This window comes from Streptomyces sp. NPDC002574, from assembly GCF_042889545.1.
GTDB lineage: Bacteria > Actinomycetota > Actinomycetes > Streptomycetales > Streptomycetaceae > Actinacidiphila.
This window is the reverse complement of the sequence record NZ_JBIARB010000021.1, coordinates 50,224-65,027: the sequence shown is the minus strand read 5'-3', so window position 1 is coordinate 65,027 and position 14,804 is coordinate 50,224. Positions and strand designations below refer to the sequence as shown.

Genomic DNA, 14,804 nt, shown 5'->3' with positions numbered 1-14,804 from the left:
CCTGCCATGTTCCGCCGTGCCTTCTGGTTCACCGCCGGTGCCGCCGCCGGAGTGTGGGCCACCACCAAGGTCCACCGCACGATTCGCAGCCTGACCCCGGAGAGCCTCGCCGCCAAGGCGGCCGACAAGGCACTGGAGGCCGGGGGCCGGCTGCGCACCTTCGCGCAGGACGTCCGCGCCGGCATGGCCGAGCGTGAGGACCAGCTGAACGACCAACTGGGCCGCACGGCCCCCGAACTCGACATGCCGGCACAGCGCCCGGCGATCACGTACCACCACCGGAAGGACGATCACTGATGGAGTCGGCAGAAATCCGCCGCCGCTGGCTGCGCTTCTTCGAGGAGCGCGGGCACACCGTCGTGCCGTCGGCGTCGCTCATCGCCGACGACCCGACCCTTCTTCTGGTGCCCGCGGGCATGGTCCCGTTCAAGCCCTACTTCCTGGGTGAGGTCAAGCCGCCCTTCCCGCGCGCCACCAGCGTGCAGAAGTGCGTCCGCACGCCCGACATCGAAGAGGTCGGCAAGACCACGCGGCACGGCACCTTCTTCCAGATGTGCGGCAACTTCTCCTTCGGCGACTACTTCAAGGAAGGCGCCATCAAGTTCGCCTGGGAGCTGCTCACCGCTCCCGTGGCGGACGGCGGTTACGGCCTCGACCCCGAGCGGCTGTGGATCACCGTCTACAAGGACGACGACGAGGCCGAGCAGATCTGGCGCGACGTCGTGGGCGTGCCCGCCGAGCGCATCCAGCGCCTGGGCATGAAGGACAACTTCTGGTCCATGGGCGTCCCCGGCCCCTGCGGTCCGTGCTCCGAGATCAACTACGACCGCGGCCCCGAGTTCGGCGTCGAGGGCGGCCCTGCGGTCAACGACGAGCGGTACGTGGAGATCTGGAACCTGGTCTTCATGCAGTACGAGCGCGGGGAGGGCACCGGCAAGGAGGAGTTCCCGATCCTCGGCGACCTGCCCGCCAAGAACATCGACACCGGCCTCGGTCTCGAACGTCTCGCCATGATCCTGCAGGACGTGCAGAACATGTACGAGACCGACACCCTGCGCGTCGTCATCGACAAGGCCACCGAGCTCACCGGCGTCGCCTACGGTGCCGCCCACGAGTCCGACGTCTCGCTGCGCGTGGTCGCCGACCACATGCGCACGTCCGTCATGCTCGTCGGCGACGGCGTCACCCCCGGCAACGAGGGCCGCGGCTATGTGCTGCGCCGGATCATGCGCCGCGCCATCCGCAACATGCGCCTGCTGGGCGCCACCGACGCGGTCGTCCTCGACCTGGTCGACGCCGTCATCAAGACGATGGGCCAGCAGTACCCGGAGCTGGTCCAGGACCGCAAGCGCATCGAGACGGTCGCCGTCGCCGAGGAGAACGCCTTCCTCAAGACGCTGAAGGCCGGCACGAACATCCTCGACACCGCCGTCACCGAGACCAAGGCCGCCGGCTCCGCCGTGCTGCCCGGCGACAAGGCCTTCCTGCTCCACGACACATGGGGCTTCCCGATCGACCTCACCCTCGAAATGGCCTCCGAGCAGGGCCTGTCGGTGGACGAGGAGGGCTTCCGCCGCCTGATGAAGGAGCAGCGGGACCGCGCCAAGGCCGACGCCCTGGTGAAGAAGAGCGGTCACGCCGACCTGTCGGCCTACCGCTCCGTCGCCGACTCCGCCGGCACGACCGTGTTCACCGGCTACAGCGACAACGAGGGCGAGGCCAACGTCGTCGGCCTGCTGGTGGACGGCGTGCCGTCGCCCGCCGCCAACGAGGGCGACGAGGTCGAGGTCATCCTCGACCGCACCCCCTTCTACGCCGAGGGTGGCGGTCAGCTCGCCGACACCGGCCGCATCCGCACCGACTCCGGCGCCGTCATCGAGGTCCGCGACGTGCAGCAGCCCGTGCCGGGCGTCACCGTGCACAAGGGCAGTGTGCAGGTCGGTGAGGTCACCGTCGGATCCGGCGTGCTGGCCAAGATCGACCTGGGCCGCCGCCGCGCCATCGCCCGCGCCCACAGCGCCACGCACCTCACGCACCAGGCGCTGCGCGACGCCCTCGGCCCGACGGCCGCCCAGGCCGGTTCGGAGAACTCCCCGGGCCGCTTCCGCTTCGACTTCGGCTCGCCGACGGCCGTGCCCGGCAGCGTGCTGACGGACGTCGAGCAGAAGATCAACGCCGTCCTCTCCCGTGAACTCGACGTCAGCGCCGAGATCATGAGCATCGACGAGGCCAAGAAGGCGGGCGCGATCGCCGAGTTCGGCGAGAAGTACGGCGAGCGCGTGCGCGTCGTGACCATCGGCGACTACTCCAAGGAGCTGTGCGGCGGCACGCACGTCCACAACACCGCGCAGCTGGGCCTGGTGAAGCTGCTCGGCGAGTCCTCGATCGGCTCCGGCGTGCGCCGTGTCGAGGCCCTGGTCGGCGTGGACGCGTACAACTTCCTCGCCCGCGAGCACACGGTCGTCGCCCAGCTCCAGCAGCTGGTCAAGGGCCGCCCGGAGGAGCTTCCGGAGAAGATCGCCGGCATGCTCTCCAAGCTCAAGGACGCCGAGAAGGAGATCGAGCGCTTCCGCGCCGAGAAGGTGCTGCAGGCCGCCGCCGGGCTCGCCGAGTCCGCCCAGGACGTCAAGGGCGTCGCCGTGGTGACCGGGCAGGTCCCGGACGGCACGAGCGCCGACGACCTGCGCAAGCTCGTCCTGGACGTCCGCCAGCGGATCACCGGCGGCCGGCCGGCCGTCGTGGCGCTGTTCACTGTGGCCAATGACCGCCCGCTGACCGTGATCGCCACCAATGAGGCGGCCCGCGAGCGCGGCCTCAAGGCCGGTGACCTGGTCCGCGCTGCCGCCAAGACCCTCGGCGGCGGCGGTGGCGGCAAGCCGGACGTCGCCCAGGGCGGCGGCCAGAACGCCGACGCCGTCGGTGACGCCGTGGCCGCGGTGCAGCGACTGGTCGCCGAGACAGCCTGATGTCGCTCATGCGCAGGGGTCGCAGGATCGCGATCGACGTCGGGGACGCCCGCATCGGGGTCGCCTCCTGCGACCCCGACGGGGTCCTCGCCACGCCGGTCGAAACGGTGCCCGGCCGGGACGTCCCGGCCGCGCGCCGGCGCATCGCGCAGATCGTCGAGGAGTACGAGCCGATCGAGGTCCTGGTCGGCCTGCCCCGCTCACTCAGCGGGCGGGAGGGAGCGGCCGCGGCCAAGGCACGCGGCTTCGCCGAGGATGTGGCTAAGATCATCTCGCCGGTCCCGGTGCGGCTGGTGGACGAGCGGATGACCACGGTGACCGCCACCCAGGGGCTGCGTGCTTCGGGTGTGACGGCGAAGAAGGGACGTTCGGTCGTCGATCAGGCTGCCGCTGTCGTTATCCTGCAGAGTGCCCTGGAGACCGAACGGGTGTCCGGGAAAGCTCCCGGAGAGAGCGTCGAACCTTTTATCTGATCGCGGTACGGTAACGTTCCGCGCGACACAGCGGCTCCGCAGCGGAGCCGAGGTGCCCAGGGGCCGGCCGACCTGGGCCGCGTCACAAGCGCCGGCCTGTTGCCGCCTCGCGAACCGAACCGTAGGGGATCGATGACTGACTATGGCCGGAGCTCAGGCTCCGAAGCATGGCACCCCGAAGACCCTCTCTTCGGTGACCAGTGGGGCGACCAGCAGCACCCGCAGCAGCAGCCTCAGCGGCATGCCCAGCACCCGCAGCACCCGCAGCACCCGCAGCATCCTCAGCAACAGCAGCAGCAGTACCCGCAGCAATATTCCCAGCAGCAACAGCAGTACCCCCAGCCTCAGCAGCAGCACCCGCAGGCCCAGCAGGCGCAGTACCAGCAGCAGGGCGGCTGGGACCCGTACGGCGGCACCGGGCAGCAGCCCCAGTACCCGTACGACGCCCAGCAGCAGCAGTACGACTCCTGGGGCACCCCGGCCGGCTACGGCGGCGACCCCTACGGCGGCCAGCCGCAGCAGCCCGACTACTACGGTCAGAACGGCTACCCGCCGCCGCAGCCGCCGGACCAGCGGTACCAGGAGCAGCAGCAGGCCCCGCAGGGGTACGAGCAGGCGCCTCCGCAGCAGGTCCCGCAGCGCCCCCAGCCCCAACGCCCGCAGCCGCAGCGCCGGCAGCCCGAGCCGTCCCGTCCCGAGTGGGACGACGAGACGGAGGCCGCCGACGACCACGCCTTCTTCTCGGGCGGCGGTGACGACGACGAGGACGGCGACGACCACGCCTCCGGCCGCGGCGACCGCCGAGGCGGCAAGGCGGGCAAGGGCGGCGGCAAGAAGCGCCGCAGCGGTATGGCCTGCATGGTCGTGCTCGTGGTGCTCGGCGGCGGCCTGGCCGGCGTGACGTACTTCGGCTACTCGTACTACCAGTCGCATTTCGGCCCGGCGCCCGACTTCGCGGGCCAGGGCACCGGAGAGGTGCAGGTCGAGATCCCGCAGGGCGCCAGCGGCATCGAGATCGGCAACATCCTCAAGAAGTCCGGCGTGGTCAAGAGCGTCGACGCGTTCACCACCGCCACGAATCAGAACCCCAAGGGCAAGCTCATCCAGGCCGGCGTGTACGTCCTCCACAAGGAGATGTCCGCCGCCAGCGCCGTGAAGATGATGCTCGACCCCAATTCCCAGAACGTGCTGATCATCGCCGAGGGCCTGCGGGACGCGCAGATCTACTCGACGATCGACGCCAAGCTGGGACTGGACGAGGGCACCACCAAGAAGGTCGCCACGGCCGATGCCGACAAGCTCGGCATGCCGTCCTGGGCGGACGACGGGGCCGACATAAAGGACCCGCTGGAAGGATTCCTCTTCCCCTCCCGCTACAGCATCGCCAAGGACATGAAGCCCGAGGAGCTGCTGAAGCAGATGGTCAAGCAGGCGACCGCCGAGTACGAGAAGGACGACCTCCAGGCGCAGGCCAAGAAGGTCGGAATGTCGCCGCACGAGGTCATCACCATCGCCAGCCTGGTACAGGCCGAGGCGAAGGAGGACGACGAGTTCGGCAAGGTCTCGCGGGTCATCTACAACCGCCTCGACCAGAACATGTTCCTGGGCTTCGACTCGACGATCAACTACGCCAAGGGCCGCAGCACGCTCAACACGTCGACGGCCGACACCAAGGACCCGTCGCCGTACAACACGTACAACCACAAGGGCCTGCCGCCGGGGCCGATCGGCAACCCCGGGCACCAGGCGATCGACGCGGCGCTGCATCCGACGAAGGGCAACTGGCTGTTCTTCGTGACGGTCAAGCCGGGTGACACGCGCTTCACCAACAGCCAGGCCGAGCACGACAAGAACGTCGAGGAGTTCAACAAGTACCAGCGGGAGCACGGCGGTTGATGAGTGAGGGCAAGCGGGCGGCGGTCCTCGGATCGCCCATCGCCCACTCCCTGTCGCCCGTGCTGCACCGCGCCGCCTACGCGGAGTTGGGCCTGGACGACTGGACGTACGACCGGTTCGACGTCGGTGAGGAGGCCCTGCCCGGATTCCTGACGGAACTGGGGCAGGGCGACGGGCGCTGGGCCGGACTGTCGCTGACGATGCCGCTGAAGCGCGCGGTGATCCCGCTGCTCGACGGGATCAGCGGCACAGCGGCCTCGGTGGAGGCCGTCAACACCGTGGTGTTCGCCGAGGACGGCCGCCGCACGGGCGACAACACCGACATCCCCGGCATGGTGGCGGCCCTGCGCGAGCGCGGCGTCGGGCGGGTGGCGGCGGCATCGGTCCTGGGAGCGGGCGCGACCGCGTCCTCCGCCCTGGCCGCACTGGCGCAGATCTGCGACGGCGAGGTCACCGCCTATGTGCGCAGCGCGGCGCGCGCGGCCGAGATGCGGCAGTGGGGCGAGCGGCTGGGCGTGTCCGTGCGCACCGCGGCATGGGAGGACGCGCACCGCGCCTTCGACGCCCCCCTGGTGGTCGCCACGACCCCGGCCGGCACCACGGACGCGCTCGCCGCGGCCGTGCCGCAGACGCCGGGCACGCTCTTCGACGTGCTGTACGACCCCTGGCCGACGGCCCTGGCCGCCGCGTGGTCCGCCCGCGGGGGAGCACTGGTCGGCGGGCTCGACCTGCTCGTGCACCAGGCGGTGCTCCAGGTGGAGCTGATGACCGGCCGCCGGCCCGCGCCCCTGGCGGCGATGCGCGCCGCGGGGGAGGCGGCGCTGCACCGCTCCTGAGCCTCGGCGCCGGCGACGCCTGGTGTCCGCTCGGCGGACCGTGCTCGGTCCTCGCGCGCGGACGTGAAAGGATTCGGAGTACGCACGGCCGGTCCGGCCCGCCTTGCCGCGGGCCGGCCCATGGAGAAGGAGCGAGCACCGTTGAGCACGTTGCGCTGGCTGACCGCGGGGGAGTCGCACGGCCCCGCACTCGTCGCGACGCTGGAGGGACTCCCCTCCGGTGTGCCGATCACCACCGCTATGGTGGCGGACCACCTCGCGCGGCGGCGGCTGGGCTACGGCCGCGGTGCCCGCATGAAGTTCGAGCAGGACCAGGTCACCTTCCTCGGCGGCGTCCGCCACGGGCTGACCATGGGCTCGCCGGTCGCGATCATGGTCGGGAACACCGAGTGGCCCAAGTGGGAGCAGGTCATGTCGGCCGACCCGGTCGACCCCGAGATCCTCGCCGGACTCGCCCGCAACGCCCCGCTGACCCGCCCGCGCCCCGGCCACGCCGACCTCGCCGGCATGCAGAAGTACGGCTTCGACGAGGCCCGGCCGATCCTGGAGCGCGCCTCCGCCCGTGAGACCGCCGCCCGCGTCGCGCTGGGCGCCGTGGCCCGCTCGTACCTCAAGGAGACGGCCGGTATCGAGATCGTCTCCCACGTCGTGGAACTCGCCTCGGCCAAGGCACCGTACGGCGTCCTGCCCACTCCGGCCGACGTCGAGAAGCTCGACGCCGACCCCGTGCGCTGCCTCGACTCCGACGCGAGCAAGCGGATGATCGCGGAGATCGACCAGGCGCACAAGGACGGCGACACCCTGGGCGGCGTCGTGGAGGTGCTGGCGTACGGCGTGCCGGTCGGCCTCGGCAGCCACGTCCACTGGGACCGCCGTCTGGACGCGCGCCTGGCCGCGGCCCTCATGGGCATCCAGGCCATCAAGGGCGTCGAGGTCGGCGACGGCTTCGAACTCGCCCGCGTCCCCGGCTCCAAGGCGCACGACGAGATCGTGGCCACCCCCGACGGCATCCGCCGCTCCTCCGGTCGCTCCGGCGGCACCGAGGGCGGCCTGTCCACCGGTGAACTGCTGCGCGTGCGCGCCGCGATGAAGCCCATCGCCACCGTGCCGCGCGCCCTGGCCACCGTGGACGTGACCACCGGCGAGGCCACCCAGGCCCACCACCAGCGTTCCGACGTCTGCGCCGTGCCCGCCGCGGGCATCGTGGCCGAGGCGATGGTCGCCCTGGTGCTGGCCGACGCGGTGGCCGAGAAGTTCGGCGGCGACAGCGTCACCGAGACCCGCCGCAATGTGCGCGGCTACCTCGACCACCTGGCGATCCGGTGAGCGCGCCGGTCGTCGTCCTGGTCGGGCCGATGGGCGTCGGCAAGACCACCGTCGGCGAACTGCTGGCCGAACGCCTGGGTGTGACCTGCCGCGACACCGACGCGGACATCGTCGAGGCCGAGGGCCGCCCGATCTCCGACATCTTCGTGGAGGACGGCGAGGAGCACTTCCGGGCCCTGGAGGCCCGGGCGGTGCGGACCGCGCTGGCCGAGCACCCCGGGGTGCTCGCCCTGGGCGGCGGCGCGATCCTCAGCGAGGACACCCGGGGGCTGCTCGCCGGCCTGCCCGTGGTCTTCCTCGACATGGACGTCGCCGAGGCCGTCAAGCGCGTCGGCCTCGACGCCGCCCGGCCGCTGCTCGCCGTCAACCCGCGACGGCAGTGGCGGGAGCTGATGGACGCCCGGCGCCCGCTGTACACCGAAGTAGCCCGGGCCGTGGTGAGCACGCAGGACCGTACCCCCGAGGACGTCGCCGAGGCCGTCCTGGACGCACTGGAGCTGAAGACCGCATGACCGAGCACGCCGCCCACGCCACCGTCCGCATCCCGGTCGGGGGCAGTGCGGGCACCGAGCCGTACGAGGTCCTGGTCGGCCGGCAGCTGCTCGGCGAGCTGCCCGGCCTGATCGGCGAGAAGGCGGCCCGCGTCGCCGTCATCCACCCCGAGGCGCTCTCCGCCACTGGCGAGGCGCTCCGCGACGACCTGGCCGAGCAGGGCTACGAAGCCGTCGCCATCCAGGTGCCGAACGCGGAGGAGGCCAAGACGGCCGAGGTCGCCGCGTACTGCTGGCGGGCGCTCGGCCAGTCCGGCTTCACCCGCACGGACGTCGTCGTCGGCGTCGGCGGCGGTGCCACCACCGACCTGGCCGGCTTCGTCGCCGCCACCTGGCTGCGGGGCGTCCGCTGGATCGCGGTCCCGACCACGGTGCTGGGCATGGTGGACGCCGCCGTCGGCGGCAAGACCGGCATCAACACCGCCGAGGGCAAGAACCTCGTCGGCGCCTTCCACCCGCCCGCCGGCGTGCTGTGCGACCTCGCCGCCCTGGAGTCCCTCGCGGTCAACGACTACGTCAGCGGCCTCGCGGAGATCATCAAGGCGGGCTTCATCGCCGACCCGGTCATCCTCGACCTGATCGAGGGCGACCCGGCCGCCGCCCGCACCCCCGACGGCGTGCACACCGCCGAGCTGATCGAGCGGGCCATCCGGGTCAAGGCCGAGGTGGTCTCCGCGGACCTCAAGGAGTCGGGTCTGCGGGAGATCCTCAACTACGGCCACACGCTCGGCCACGCCATCGAGAAGAACGAGCGGTACGACTGGCGGCACGGCGCGGCCGTCTCCATCGGCATGGTCTTCGCCGCCGAACTCGGCCGTCTCGCCGGGCGGTTGGACGACGCCACCGCGGACCGCCACCGCACGGTGCTGGAATCGGTGGGACTGCCGCTGACCTACCGCGGCGACCAGTGGCCGCGACTGCTGGAGACCATGAAGGTCGACAAGAAGTCCCGCGGCGACCGGCTCCGCTTCATCGTCCTGGACGCCCTCGCCAAGCCCACCGTGCTGGAGGCACCCGACCCGGCTGTGCTCCTCGCCGCCTACGCGGAGATCTCCAAGTAGCGACCGGCACCACTGTCGCCGAACGGCCGGGCACCCTGCGGGTGACCCGGCCGTTCACACAACTACGGCCGTTGACGGTACCGTTCGGTCGAACCTGAAAGCACTTGTACGGGACGGAGTGGCCGCGATGCAGCATGGCGTGGGCGCGCCTCTGCCACCGCCGCACGGCGGACAGCCAGCCGGCCAGCCGGGTCCGCCGCCTCAGCCCCCGGCGGCGACCGGCCTGACCGGCCACTTCCCGATGGCAGCCGGCGCCCCCGTCCAGCACCCGGGACGGCCGCCCGAGCAGGTGCACCAGCCCGGTGCCGACCCCGGAACCAGCCCTGGCGGCCCGCGTCCGCGCCCCGGCCACGGCCCCGTGGCCGTCCTGCTGATCGGCGCCGCGGGAGCCGGGAAGACCACCATCGCCCGCCACTGGGCCGACCACCGCGGTGTCCCCACCGCGCACATCAGCCTGGACGACGTGCGCGAATGGGTCCGCTCCGGCTTCGCCGACCCCCAGTCGGGCTGGAACGACCACTCCGAGGCGCAGTACCGCCTCGCCCGCCGCACCTGCGGCTTCGCCGCCCGCAACTTCCTGGCGAACGGCATCTCCTGCATCATCGACGACGCCGTCTTCCCCGACCGGCCGGTGGTCGGCCTCGGCGGCTGGAAGCGCCACGTCGGCCCCGGCCTGCTGCCCGTCGTACTGCTCCCCGGCCTCGACGTCGTGCTCGCCCGCAACGCGCAGCGCACCGGCAACCGGCGGCTGACCGACGAGGAGGTCGCCCGCATCCACGGCCGGATGGCCGGCTGGTACGGGTCCGGGCTGCCGATCATCGACAACTCGCACCTGGACGTGCCCGCGGCGGCCGCCGCCCTCGACAGCGTGGTCACCCGCAGCCTGCAGGGCCCGCCCGCCTGGTAGCCCGTCCGGCGGCCCGGCTCGACAGGCCGAGCGGCGGGACCCGACGTACGCTCACCACATGTCCGAGGTGCACGCTGCCCGCAGGGAACGGTTGCGGGACCGATGCGCGGCGTCCGGAGCGGCGGCGGCGCTGGTCTCCCGCCCCGCGAACGTCCGCTACCTGACCGGCTGCGCCCCGCCCGGCACGGTGCTGCTGATCACCCCGGGCCCCGAGGACGTCCTGGTGCACGGCCGCCACCCCTCCGGGGACCTCGCCGAGGGACGCCTTCCCGACGACGTGCGCGCGGTCGTGCTGCCGTCCCCCGACGCCGACCCCGCGGTCGCCGCCGCGGGCCTGGCCGCCGAGCGCAAGGCCGATGCAGTGGCCGTGGAGGAGCACCACCTCACCGTCGCCCGGCACCGCGCGATGGGCGCGGCCGCACCAGGCGTCCGCCTCACCGACCTCGGGACGGCCGTGGAACAGCTCCGGCTGGTCAAGGACGAGCAGGAGATCTCCGCCCTGCGCATCGCCGCAGAGATCGCCGACCAGGCCCTCAGCGAGCTCCTGGAGTCGATCCTGGTGGGGCGCACCGAGCGGCATCTGGCACTGGAGCTGGAACGGCGCCTCATCGACCACGGCGCCGACGGCCCCGCCTTCCCGACCTGCGTCGGCACCGGGCCGCATTCGGGTGCCTCGCGCCATCTGCCCACCGACCGGCGGGTCGAGGAGGGCGACTTCCTGACCGTGCGGCTGGGCGCCTGCTACCGCGGCTACCGCTGCGAGGTCGGCCGTACCTTCGTGATCGGCACGTCCCCCGCCGACTGGCAGATCGAGCTGTACGACCTCGTCTTCGCCGCCCAGCGGGCCGGCCGGGAGGCACTGCTGCCAGGCGCGGCGTGCCGCGACGTGGACCATGCCGCACGGCACGTCCTGGAGTCCGGCGGGTACGGCGACGCCCTGGGGGAGAGCACGGGACACGGGGTCGGTCTGGAGATCGGCGAGGACCCTCGGTTGTCGCCTGCTGCCATGGGTAAACTGGACGCTTGCGTGCCGGTCACCGTCGAACCGGGGGTCCACCTCCCGGGCCGCGGCGGTGTCCGGATCGACGACACACTCGTCGTGCGTCCCCCGACGGACGGCGGGCCCGAGCTACTCACCATCACGACCAAGGAGCTGCTCGCCCTGTAGCGGGCGGGCACCTGTTTGGTCCCCGAAGCAGCAGTGCAGGAGATTCCGCAACCGTGGCCACCACGAACGACCTCAAGAACGGCCTCGTGCTCAAGCTCGACGGCGGCCAGCTCTGGTCCGTAGTCGAGTTCCAGCACGTCAAGCCCGGCAAGGGCCCCGCCTTCGTCCGTACGAAGCTCAAGAACGTGCTCTCCGGCAAGGTCGTCGACAAGACCTTCAACGCCGGCGTGAAGGTCGAGACGGCCAACGTCGACAAGCGCGGGATGCAGTTCTCCTACAAGGACGGCGAGAGCTTCGTGTTCATGGACATGGACACGTACGACCAGATCTACATCACCCCCGAGGTCGTCGGCGACGCCGCCCACTTCCTCCTGGAGGGCTTCGAGGCCGTCGTCGCCATGTACGAGGGCGCGCCCCTGTACATCGAGCTGCCGGCCGCGGTCGAGCTGGTCATCGAGTACACCGAGCCGGGCGTCCAGGGCGACCGCTCCACCGGCGGCACCAAGCCGGCCAAGCTGGAGACCGGTTACGAGATCGGCGTGCCGCTCTTCATCACCACCGGTGAGAAGATCAAGGTCGACACCCGCACGGGTGACTATCTCGGCCGGGTGACCAGCTAACCGTGGCCGCTCGCAACAAGGCCCGTAAGCGCGCCTTCCAGATCCTCTTCGAGGCGGAGCAGCGGGGCGTCAACCCCAAGACCGCCATGGCGGACTGGATCAGGCTCGCCCGCACCGACGACCGGCAGCCGCCGGTCAGCGAATACACCATGAAACTCGTCGAGGGTTACGCCGAACGGGCGAAGCGGATCGACGAACTGCTCTCGAAGCACGCTGTGGGCTGGAGCCTCGACCGGATGCCGGTCGTCGACCGCAACATCCTGCGGCTCGGCGCCTACGAGCTGATCTGGGAGGACGACGTCCCCGACGCCGTCGCCCTGGACGAGGCCGTGCAGCTGGCCAAGGAGTTCTCCACGGACGACTCGCCGTCGTTCGTGAACGGCCTGCTGGCCCGCCTGAAGGAGCTCAAGCCGAGCCTGCGCGAGGATCTGCCGCAGAACGAGGACTGAGCCTCCCCGAGCGACCCACGGGCCCGGAACGCCATCGCGTTCCGGGCCCGTCGCGTGCCGCCGGCCGGGTTCTTCCGGGCCCGGGAACGCAAGCGCCCCCGTGCGGTGTCCGAAAGGCCACCGCACAGGGGCGTGAACGTTTCTGCTTCCCGAGGGTGTCAGCCCTCCTCGTGCTGCACCGCGCGCCGCGCGTCCGCGTCGAGGACGCCCCAGCCGATGAGCTGCTCGGTCAGGACCGAGGGCGACTGGTCGTAGATGACGGCGAGGGTGCGCAGGTCGTCCTGGCGGATCGACAGCACCTTGCCGTTGTAGTCACCTCGCTGGCTCTGGATCGTCGCGGCGTACCTCTGCAGCGGGCCGGCCTTGTCGGACGGCACCTGGCCGAGGCGCTCGAGATCGAGGACGAGCTTCGGCGGCGGCTCGGCGGCACCACCGGGCGCGGAACCGGGCAGGAGCTCCTGGACCGGCACGCCGTAGAAGTCGGCGAGCTCGGCAAGCCGCTGCACCGTGACCGCGCGGTCCCCACGCTCGTACGAGCCGACCACGACGGCCTTCCAGCGCCCCTGGGACTTCTCCTCGACGCCGTGGAGGGAGAGTCCCTGCTGTGTGCGGATGGCGCGGAGCTTCGCTCCGAGCTGTTTGGCGTAATCGCTGGACATAACGCTCCCCGGACGGAAACTCAGTAACTCACTGTGAGGTTACGCAGCGTAATTGGAATCCGTCAAGCCGAATGGTCCACACCGGTCCCCCGGACGAGCGAGGTCATCGGCGCGTCACCCGCGACGGAGCAGGTCAGCGGGGCTGGTACGGTGGTCCTGTACGTTTTGGCGTCCTTTAAGACCCGTCCCGTGAGGCGGGGAAGGGGGTCCATTTTTCATGGCCGCACACAATGAAGCCTCAACGGTGCCGTCCCGGCCCGTGCTGGAGGCGCAGGACATCGAGCGGGTGCTGACCCGCATCGCCCACGAGATCGTCGAACGCGCCAAGGGCGCCGACGACGTGGTGCTTCTCGGCATTCCGACCCGCGGCGTCCACCTGGCCCGCAGACTCGCCGACAAGCTCGACGGCATCACCGGCGGCAAGGTCCCGGTCGGCTCGCTCGACATCACCATGTACCGCGACGACCTGCGGCTCGGCCCGGCCCGCGCGCTCGCCCGCACCGAGATCCCGGCCGACGGCGTGGACCGCCGCCTGGTCGTCCTCGTGGACGACGTGCTCTTCTCCGGCCGCACCATCCGCGCCGCCCTCGACGCGCTGAACGACATCGGCCGCCCGCGCGCGGTGCAGCTGGCCGTCCTGGTCGACCGCGGCCACCGCGAGCTGCCCATCCGTGCCGACTACGTCGGCAAGAACATCCCCACCTCGCTGCGCGAGACCGTCAAGGTCCACCTGACCGAGGAGGACGGGCGCGACTGCGTCCTGCTCGGCGTACGCGACGGCTCCCCGGCGGACGAGTAGCGCGGTTCCGCCCCGTCTCCCGGGGCACAGCCATGCCCGCCCGTCCCCCGGCACGAGCCGTCCGGGAGACGCCGCGTGCCGCCCCTCTGCCCGCCCCCGCACGCATCCTCCGGAGTGACCGATGAAGCGCCACCTGATCTCGGCGGCCGACCTCACCCGCGACGACGCCCTCCTCGTGCTCGACACCGCCGAGGAGATGGCCCGCGTGGCCGACCGCCCCATCAAGAAGCTCCCCACCCTGCGCGGCCGCACGGTCGTGAACCTCTTCTTCGAGGACTCGACCCGCACCCGCATCTCCTTCGAGGCCGCCGCCAAGCGACTGTCGGCCGACGTCATCAACTTCTCCGCCAAGGGGTCCTCGGTCTCCAAGGGCGAGTCGCTGAAGGACACTGCCCTCACCCTGGAGGCGATGGGCGCCGACGCCGTCGTCATCCGCCACCACATGTCCGGCGCCCCGCACCGCCTCGCGTACTCCGACTGGATCGGCGGCAGCGTGGTCAACGCCGGCGACGGCACCCACGAGCACCCCACCCAGGCGCTGCTGGACGCCTTCACCATGCGCCGCCATCTGTCCGGCCCCGGCCGCGACCTGGCGGGCCGGCGCGTCACCGTGGTGGGCGATGTGCTGCACAGCCGTGTGGCCCGCTCCAATGTGCTGCTGCTGAACACCCTGGGCGCCGAGGTCACCCTCGTGGCGCCGCCCACCCTGCTGCCGATCGGCGTCGAGAACTGGCCCTGCGAGGTCTCGTACGACCTGGACGCGGTGCTCGCCAAGACCGACGCCGTGATGATGCTGCGCGTCCAGCGCGAGCGCATGAACGCGGCCTTCTTCCCGACCGAGCGCGAGTACTCCCGCCGCTACGGCCTCGACGGCATCCGGATGGCCGCCCTGCCGGAGCACGCCGTCGTCATGCACCCCGGCCCGATGAACCGCGGCATGGAGATCACCGCCGACGTCGCGGACTCGCCGCGCTGCACCGCCGTCGAGCAGGTCAGGAACGGCGTCAGCATCCGCATGGCCGTCCTGTACCTGCTGCTCGGCGGCGCCGAGCCCGCCGTCTCCGCCCCCGCCCGCACCGAGGAGAGCAAGTGA

15 protein-coding genes are annotated in these 14,804 nt (G+C 71.5%); 14 read left to right on the top strand and 1 reads right to left on the bottom strand.

Annotated features, from left to right (window positions below; genetic code table 11):
- The first annotated feature begins 6 nt into the window (after nt 1-6).
- The 12 genes from ACFYXS_RS36465 to nusB all read left to right on the top strand — a co-directional run bounded on the left by ACFYXS_RS36465 (nt 7) and on the right by nusB (nt 12,253).
- Nucleotides 7-297, top strand: a complete 291-nt coding sequence (locus tag ACFYXS_RS36465) for a DUF6167 family protein (protein WP_319664352.1) — start codon at nt 7-9, stop codon at nt 295-297.
- Nucleotides 297-2,966: an alanine--tRNA ligase gene (gene alaS, locus ACFYXS_RS36460; protein WP_389256084.1), complete on the top strand. Its 2,670-nt coding sequence runs from the start codon at nt 297-299 to the stop codon at nt 2,964-2,966. Before ACFYXS_RS36465 ends, alaS begins: the two co-directional genes overlap by 1 nt.
- Nucleotides 2,967-2,974: 8 nt before the next feature.
- On the top strand, nt 2,975-3,439 hold the full coding sequence (ruvX, locus tag ACFYXS_RS36455; protein WP_389256083.1) for a Holliday junction resolvase RuvX: 465 nt from the start codon (nt 2,975-2,977) through the stop codon (nt 3,437-3,439).
- Between the two features lie 132 nt (nt 3,440-3,571).
- Nucleotides 3,572-5,335, top strand: a complete 1,764-nt coding sequence (gene mltG, locus ACFYXS_RS36450) for an endolytic transglycosylase MltG (protein WP_389256082.1) — start codon at nt 3,572-3,574, stop codon at nt 5,333-5,335.
- Nucleotides 5,335-6,171 (top strand): shikimate dehydrogenase, encoded by an 837-nt coding sequence (locus ACFYXS_RS36445; RefSeq protein ID WP_389256081.1) that lies wholly within the window; start codon nt 5,335-5,337, stop codon nt 6,169-6,171. The genes mltG and ACFYXS_RS36445 overlap by 1 nt, the downstream gene beginning before the upstream one ends.
- A 141-nt stretch (nt 6,172-6,312) precedes the next feature.
- Nucleotides 6,313-7,497 (top strand): chorismate synthase, encoded by a 1,185-nt coding sequence (gene aroC, locus ACFYXS_RS36440; protein ID WP_389256080.1) that lies wholly within the window; start codon nt 6,313-6,315, stop codon nt 7,495-7,497.
- Nucleotides 7,494-8,009, top strand: coding sequence for a shikimate kinase (locus ACFYXS_RS36435; protein ID WP_389256079.1), 516 nt, complete (start codon nt 7,494-7,496; stop codon nt 8,007-8,009). Before aroC ends, ACFYXS_RS36435 begins: the two co-directional genes overlap by 4 nt.
- On the top strand, nt 8,006-9,109 hold the full coding sequence (gene aroB, locus ACFYXS_RS36430; RefSeq protein WP_389256078.1) for a 3-dehydroquinate synthase: 1,104 nt from the start codon (nt 8,006-8,008) through the stop codon (nt 9,107-9,109). The genes ACFYXS_RS36435 and aroB overlap by 4 nt, the downstream gene beginning before the upstream one ends.
- A 127-nt stretch (nt 9,110-9,236) precedes the next feature.
- Nucleotides 9,237-10,016 (top strand): AAA family ATPase, encoded by a 780-nt coding sequence (locus ACFYXS_RS36425; protein ID WP_389256077.1) that lies wholly within the window; start codon nt 9,237-9,239, stop codon nt 10,014-10,016.
- A 58-nt stretch (nt 10,017-10,074) separates the two neighbouring features.
- Nucleotides 10,075-11,184 (top strand): aminopeptidase P family protein, encoded by a 1,110-nt coding sequence (locus ACFYXS_RS36420; RefSeq protein ID WP_389256076.1) that lies wholly within the window; start codon nt 10,075-10,077, stop codon nt 11,182-11,184.
- 53 nt (nt 11,185-11,237) lie between these two features.
- Entirely contained in the window at nt 11,238-11,804 is a 567-nt protein-coding gene (gene efp / locus ACFYXS_RS36415) for an elongation factor P (protein WP_319664338.1), read from the top strand.
- A 2-nt stretch (nt 11,805-11,806) separates the two neighbouring features.
- A complete protein-coding gene (gene nusB / locus ACFYXS_RS36410; RefSeq protein WP_389256075.1) occupies nt 11,807-12,253 on the top strand; it encodes a transcription antitermination factor NusB in 447 nt (148 codons plus the stop codon).
- 158 nt (nt 12,254-12,411) lie between these two features.
- Here nusB and ACFYXS_RS36405 read toward each other — a convergent pair whose 3' ends face one another.
- Complete coding sequence (locus ACFYXS_RS36405) at nt 12,412-12,912, bottom strand: transcriptional regulator (RefSeq protein ID WP_360914905.1); 501 nt, start codon at nt 12,910-12,912, stop codon at nt 12,412-12,414.
- 217 nt (nt 12,913-13,129) lie between these two features.
- Here ACFYXS_RS36405 and pyrR point away from each other — a divergent pair, with 217 nt between their 5' ends.
- Together pyrR and ACFYXS_RS36395 are read left to right on the top strand one after the other, a co-directional pair.
- Nucleotides 13,130-13,711, top strand: coding sequence for a bifunctional pyr operon transcriptional regulator/uracil phosphoribosyltransferase PyrR (gene pyrR, locus ACFYXS_RS36400; RefSeq protein ID WP_389256074.1), 582 nt, complete (start codon nt 13,130-13,132; stop codon nt 13,709-13,711).
- Nucleotides 13,712-13,832: 121 nt separating this feature from the next.
- A complete protein-coding gene (locus tag ACFYXS_RS36395; RefSeq protein WP_389256073.1) occupies nt 13,833-14,804 on the top strand; it encodes an aspartate carbamoyltransferase catalytic subunit in 972 nt (323 codons plus the stop codon).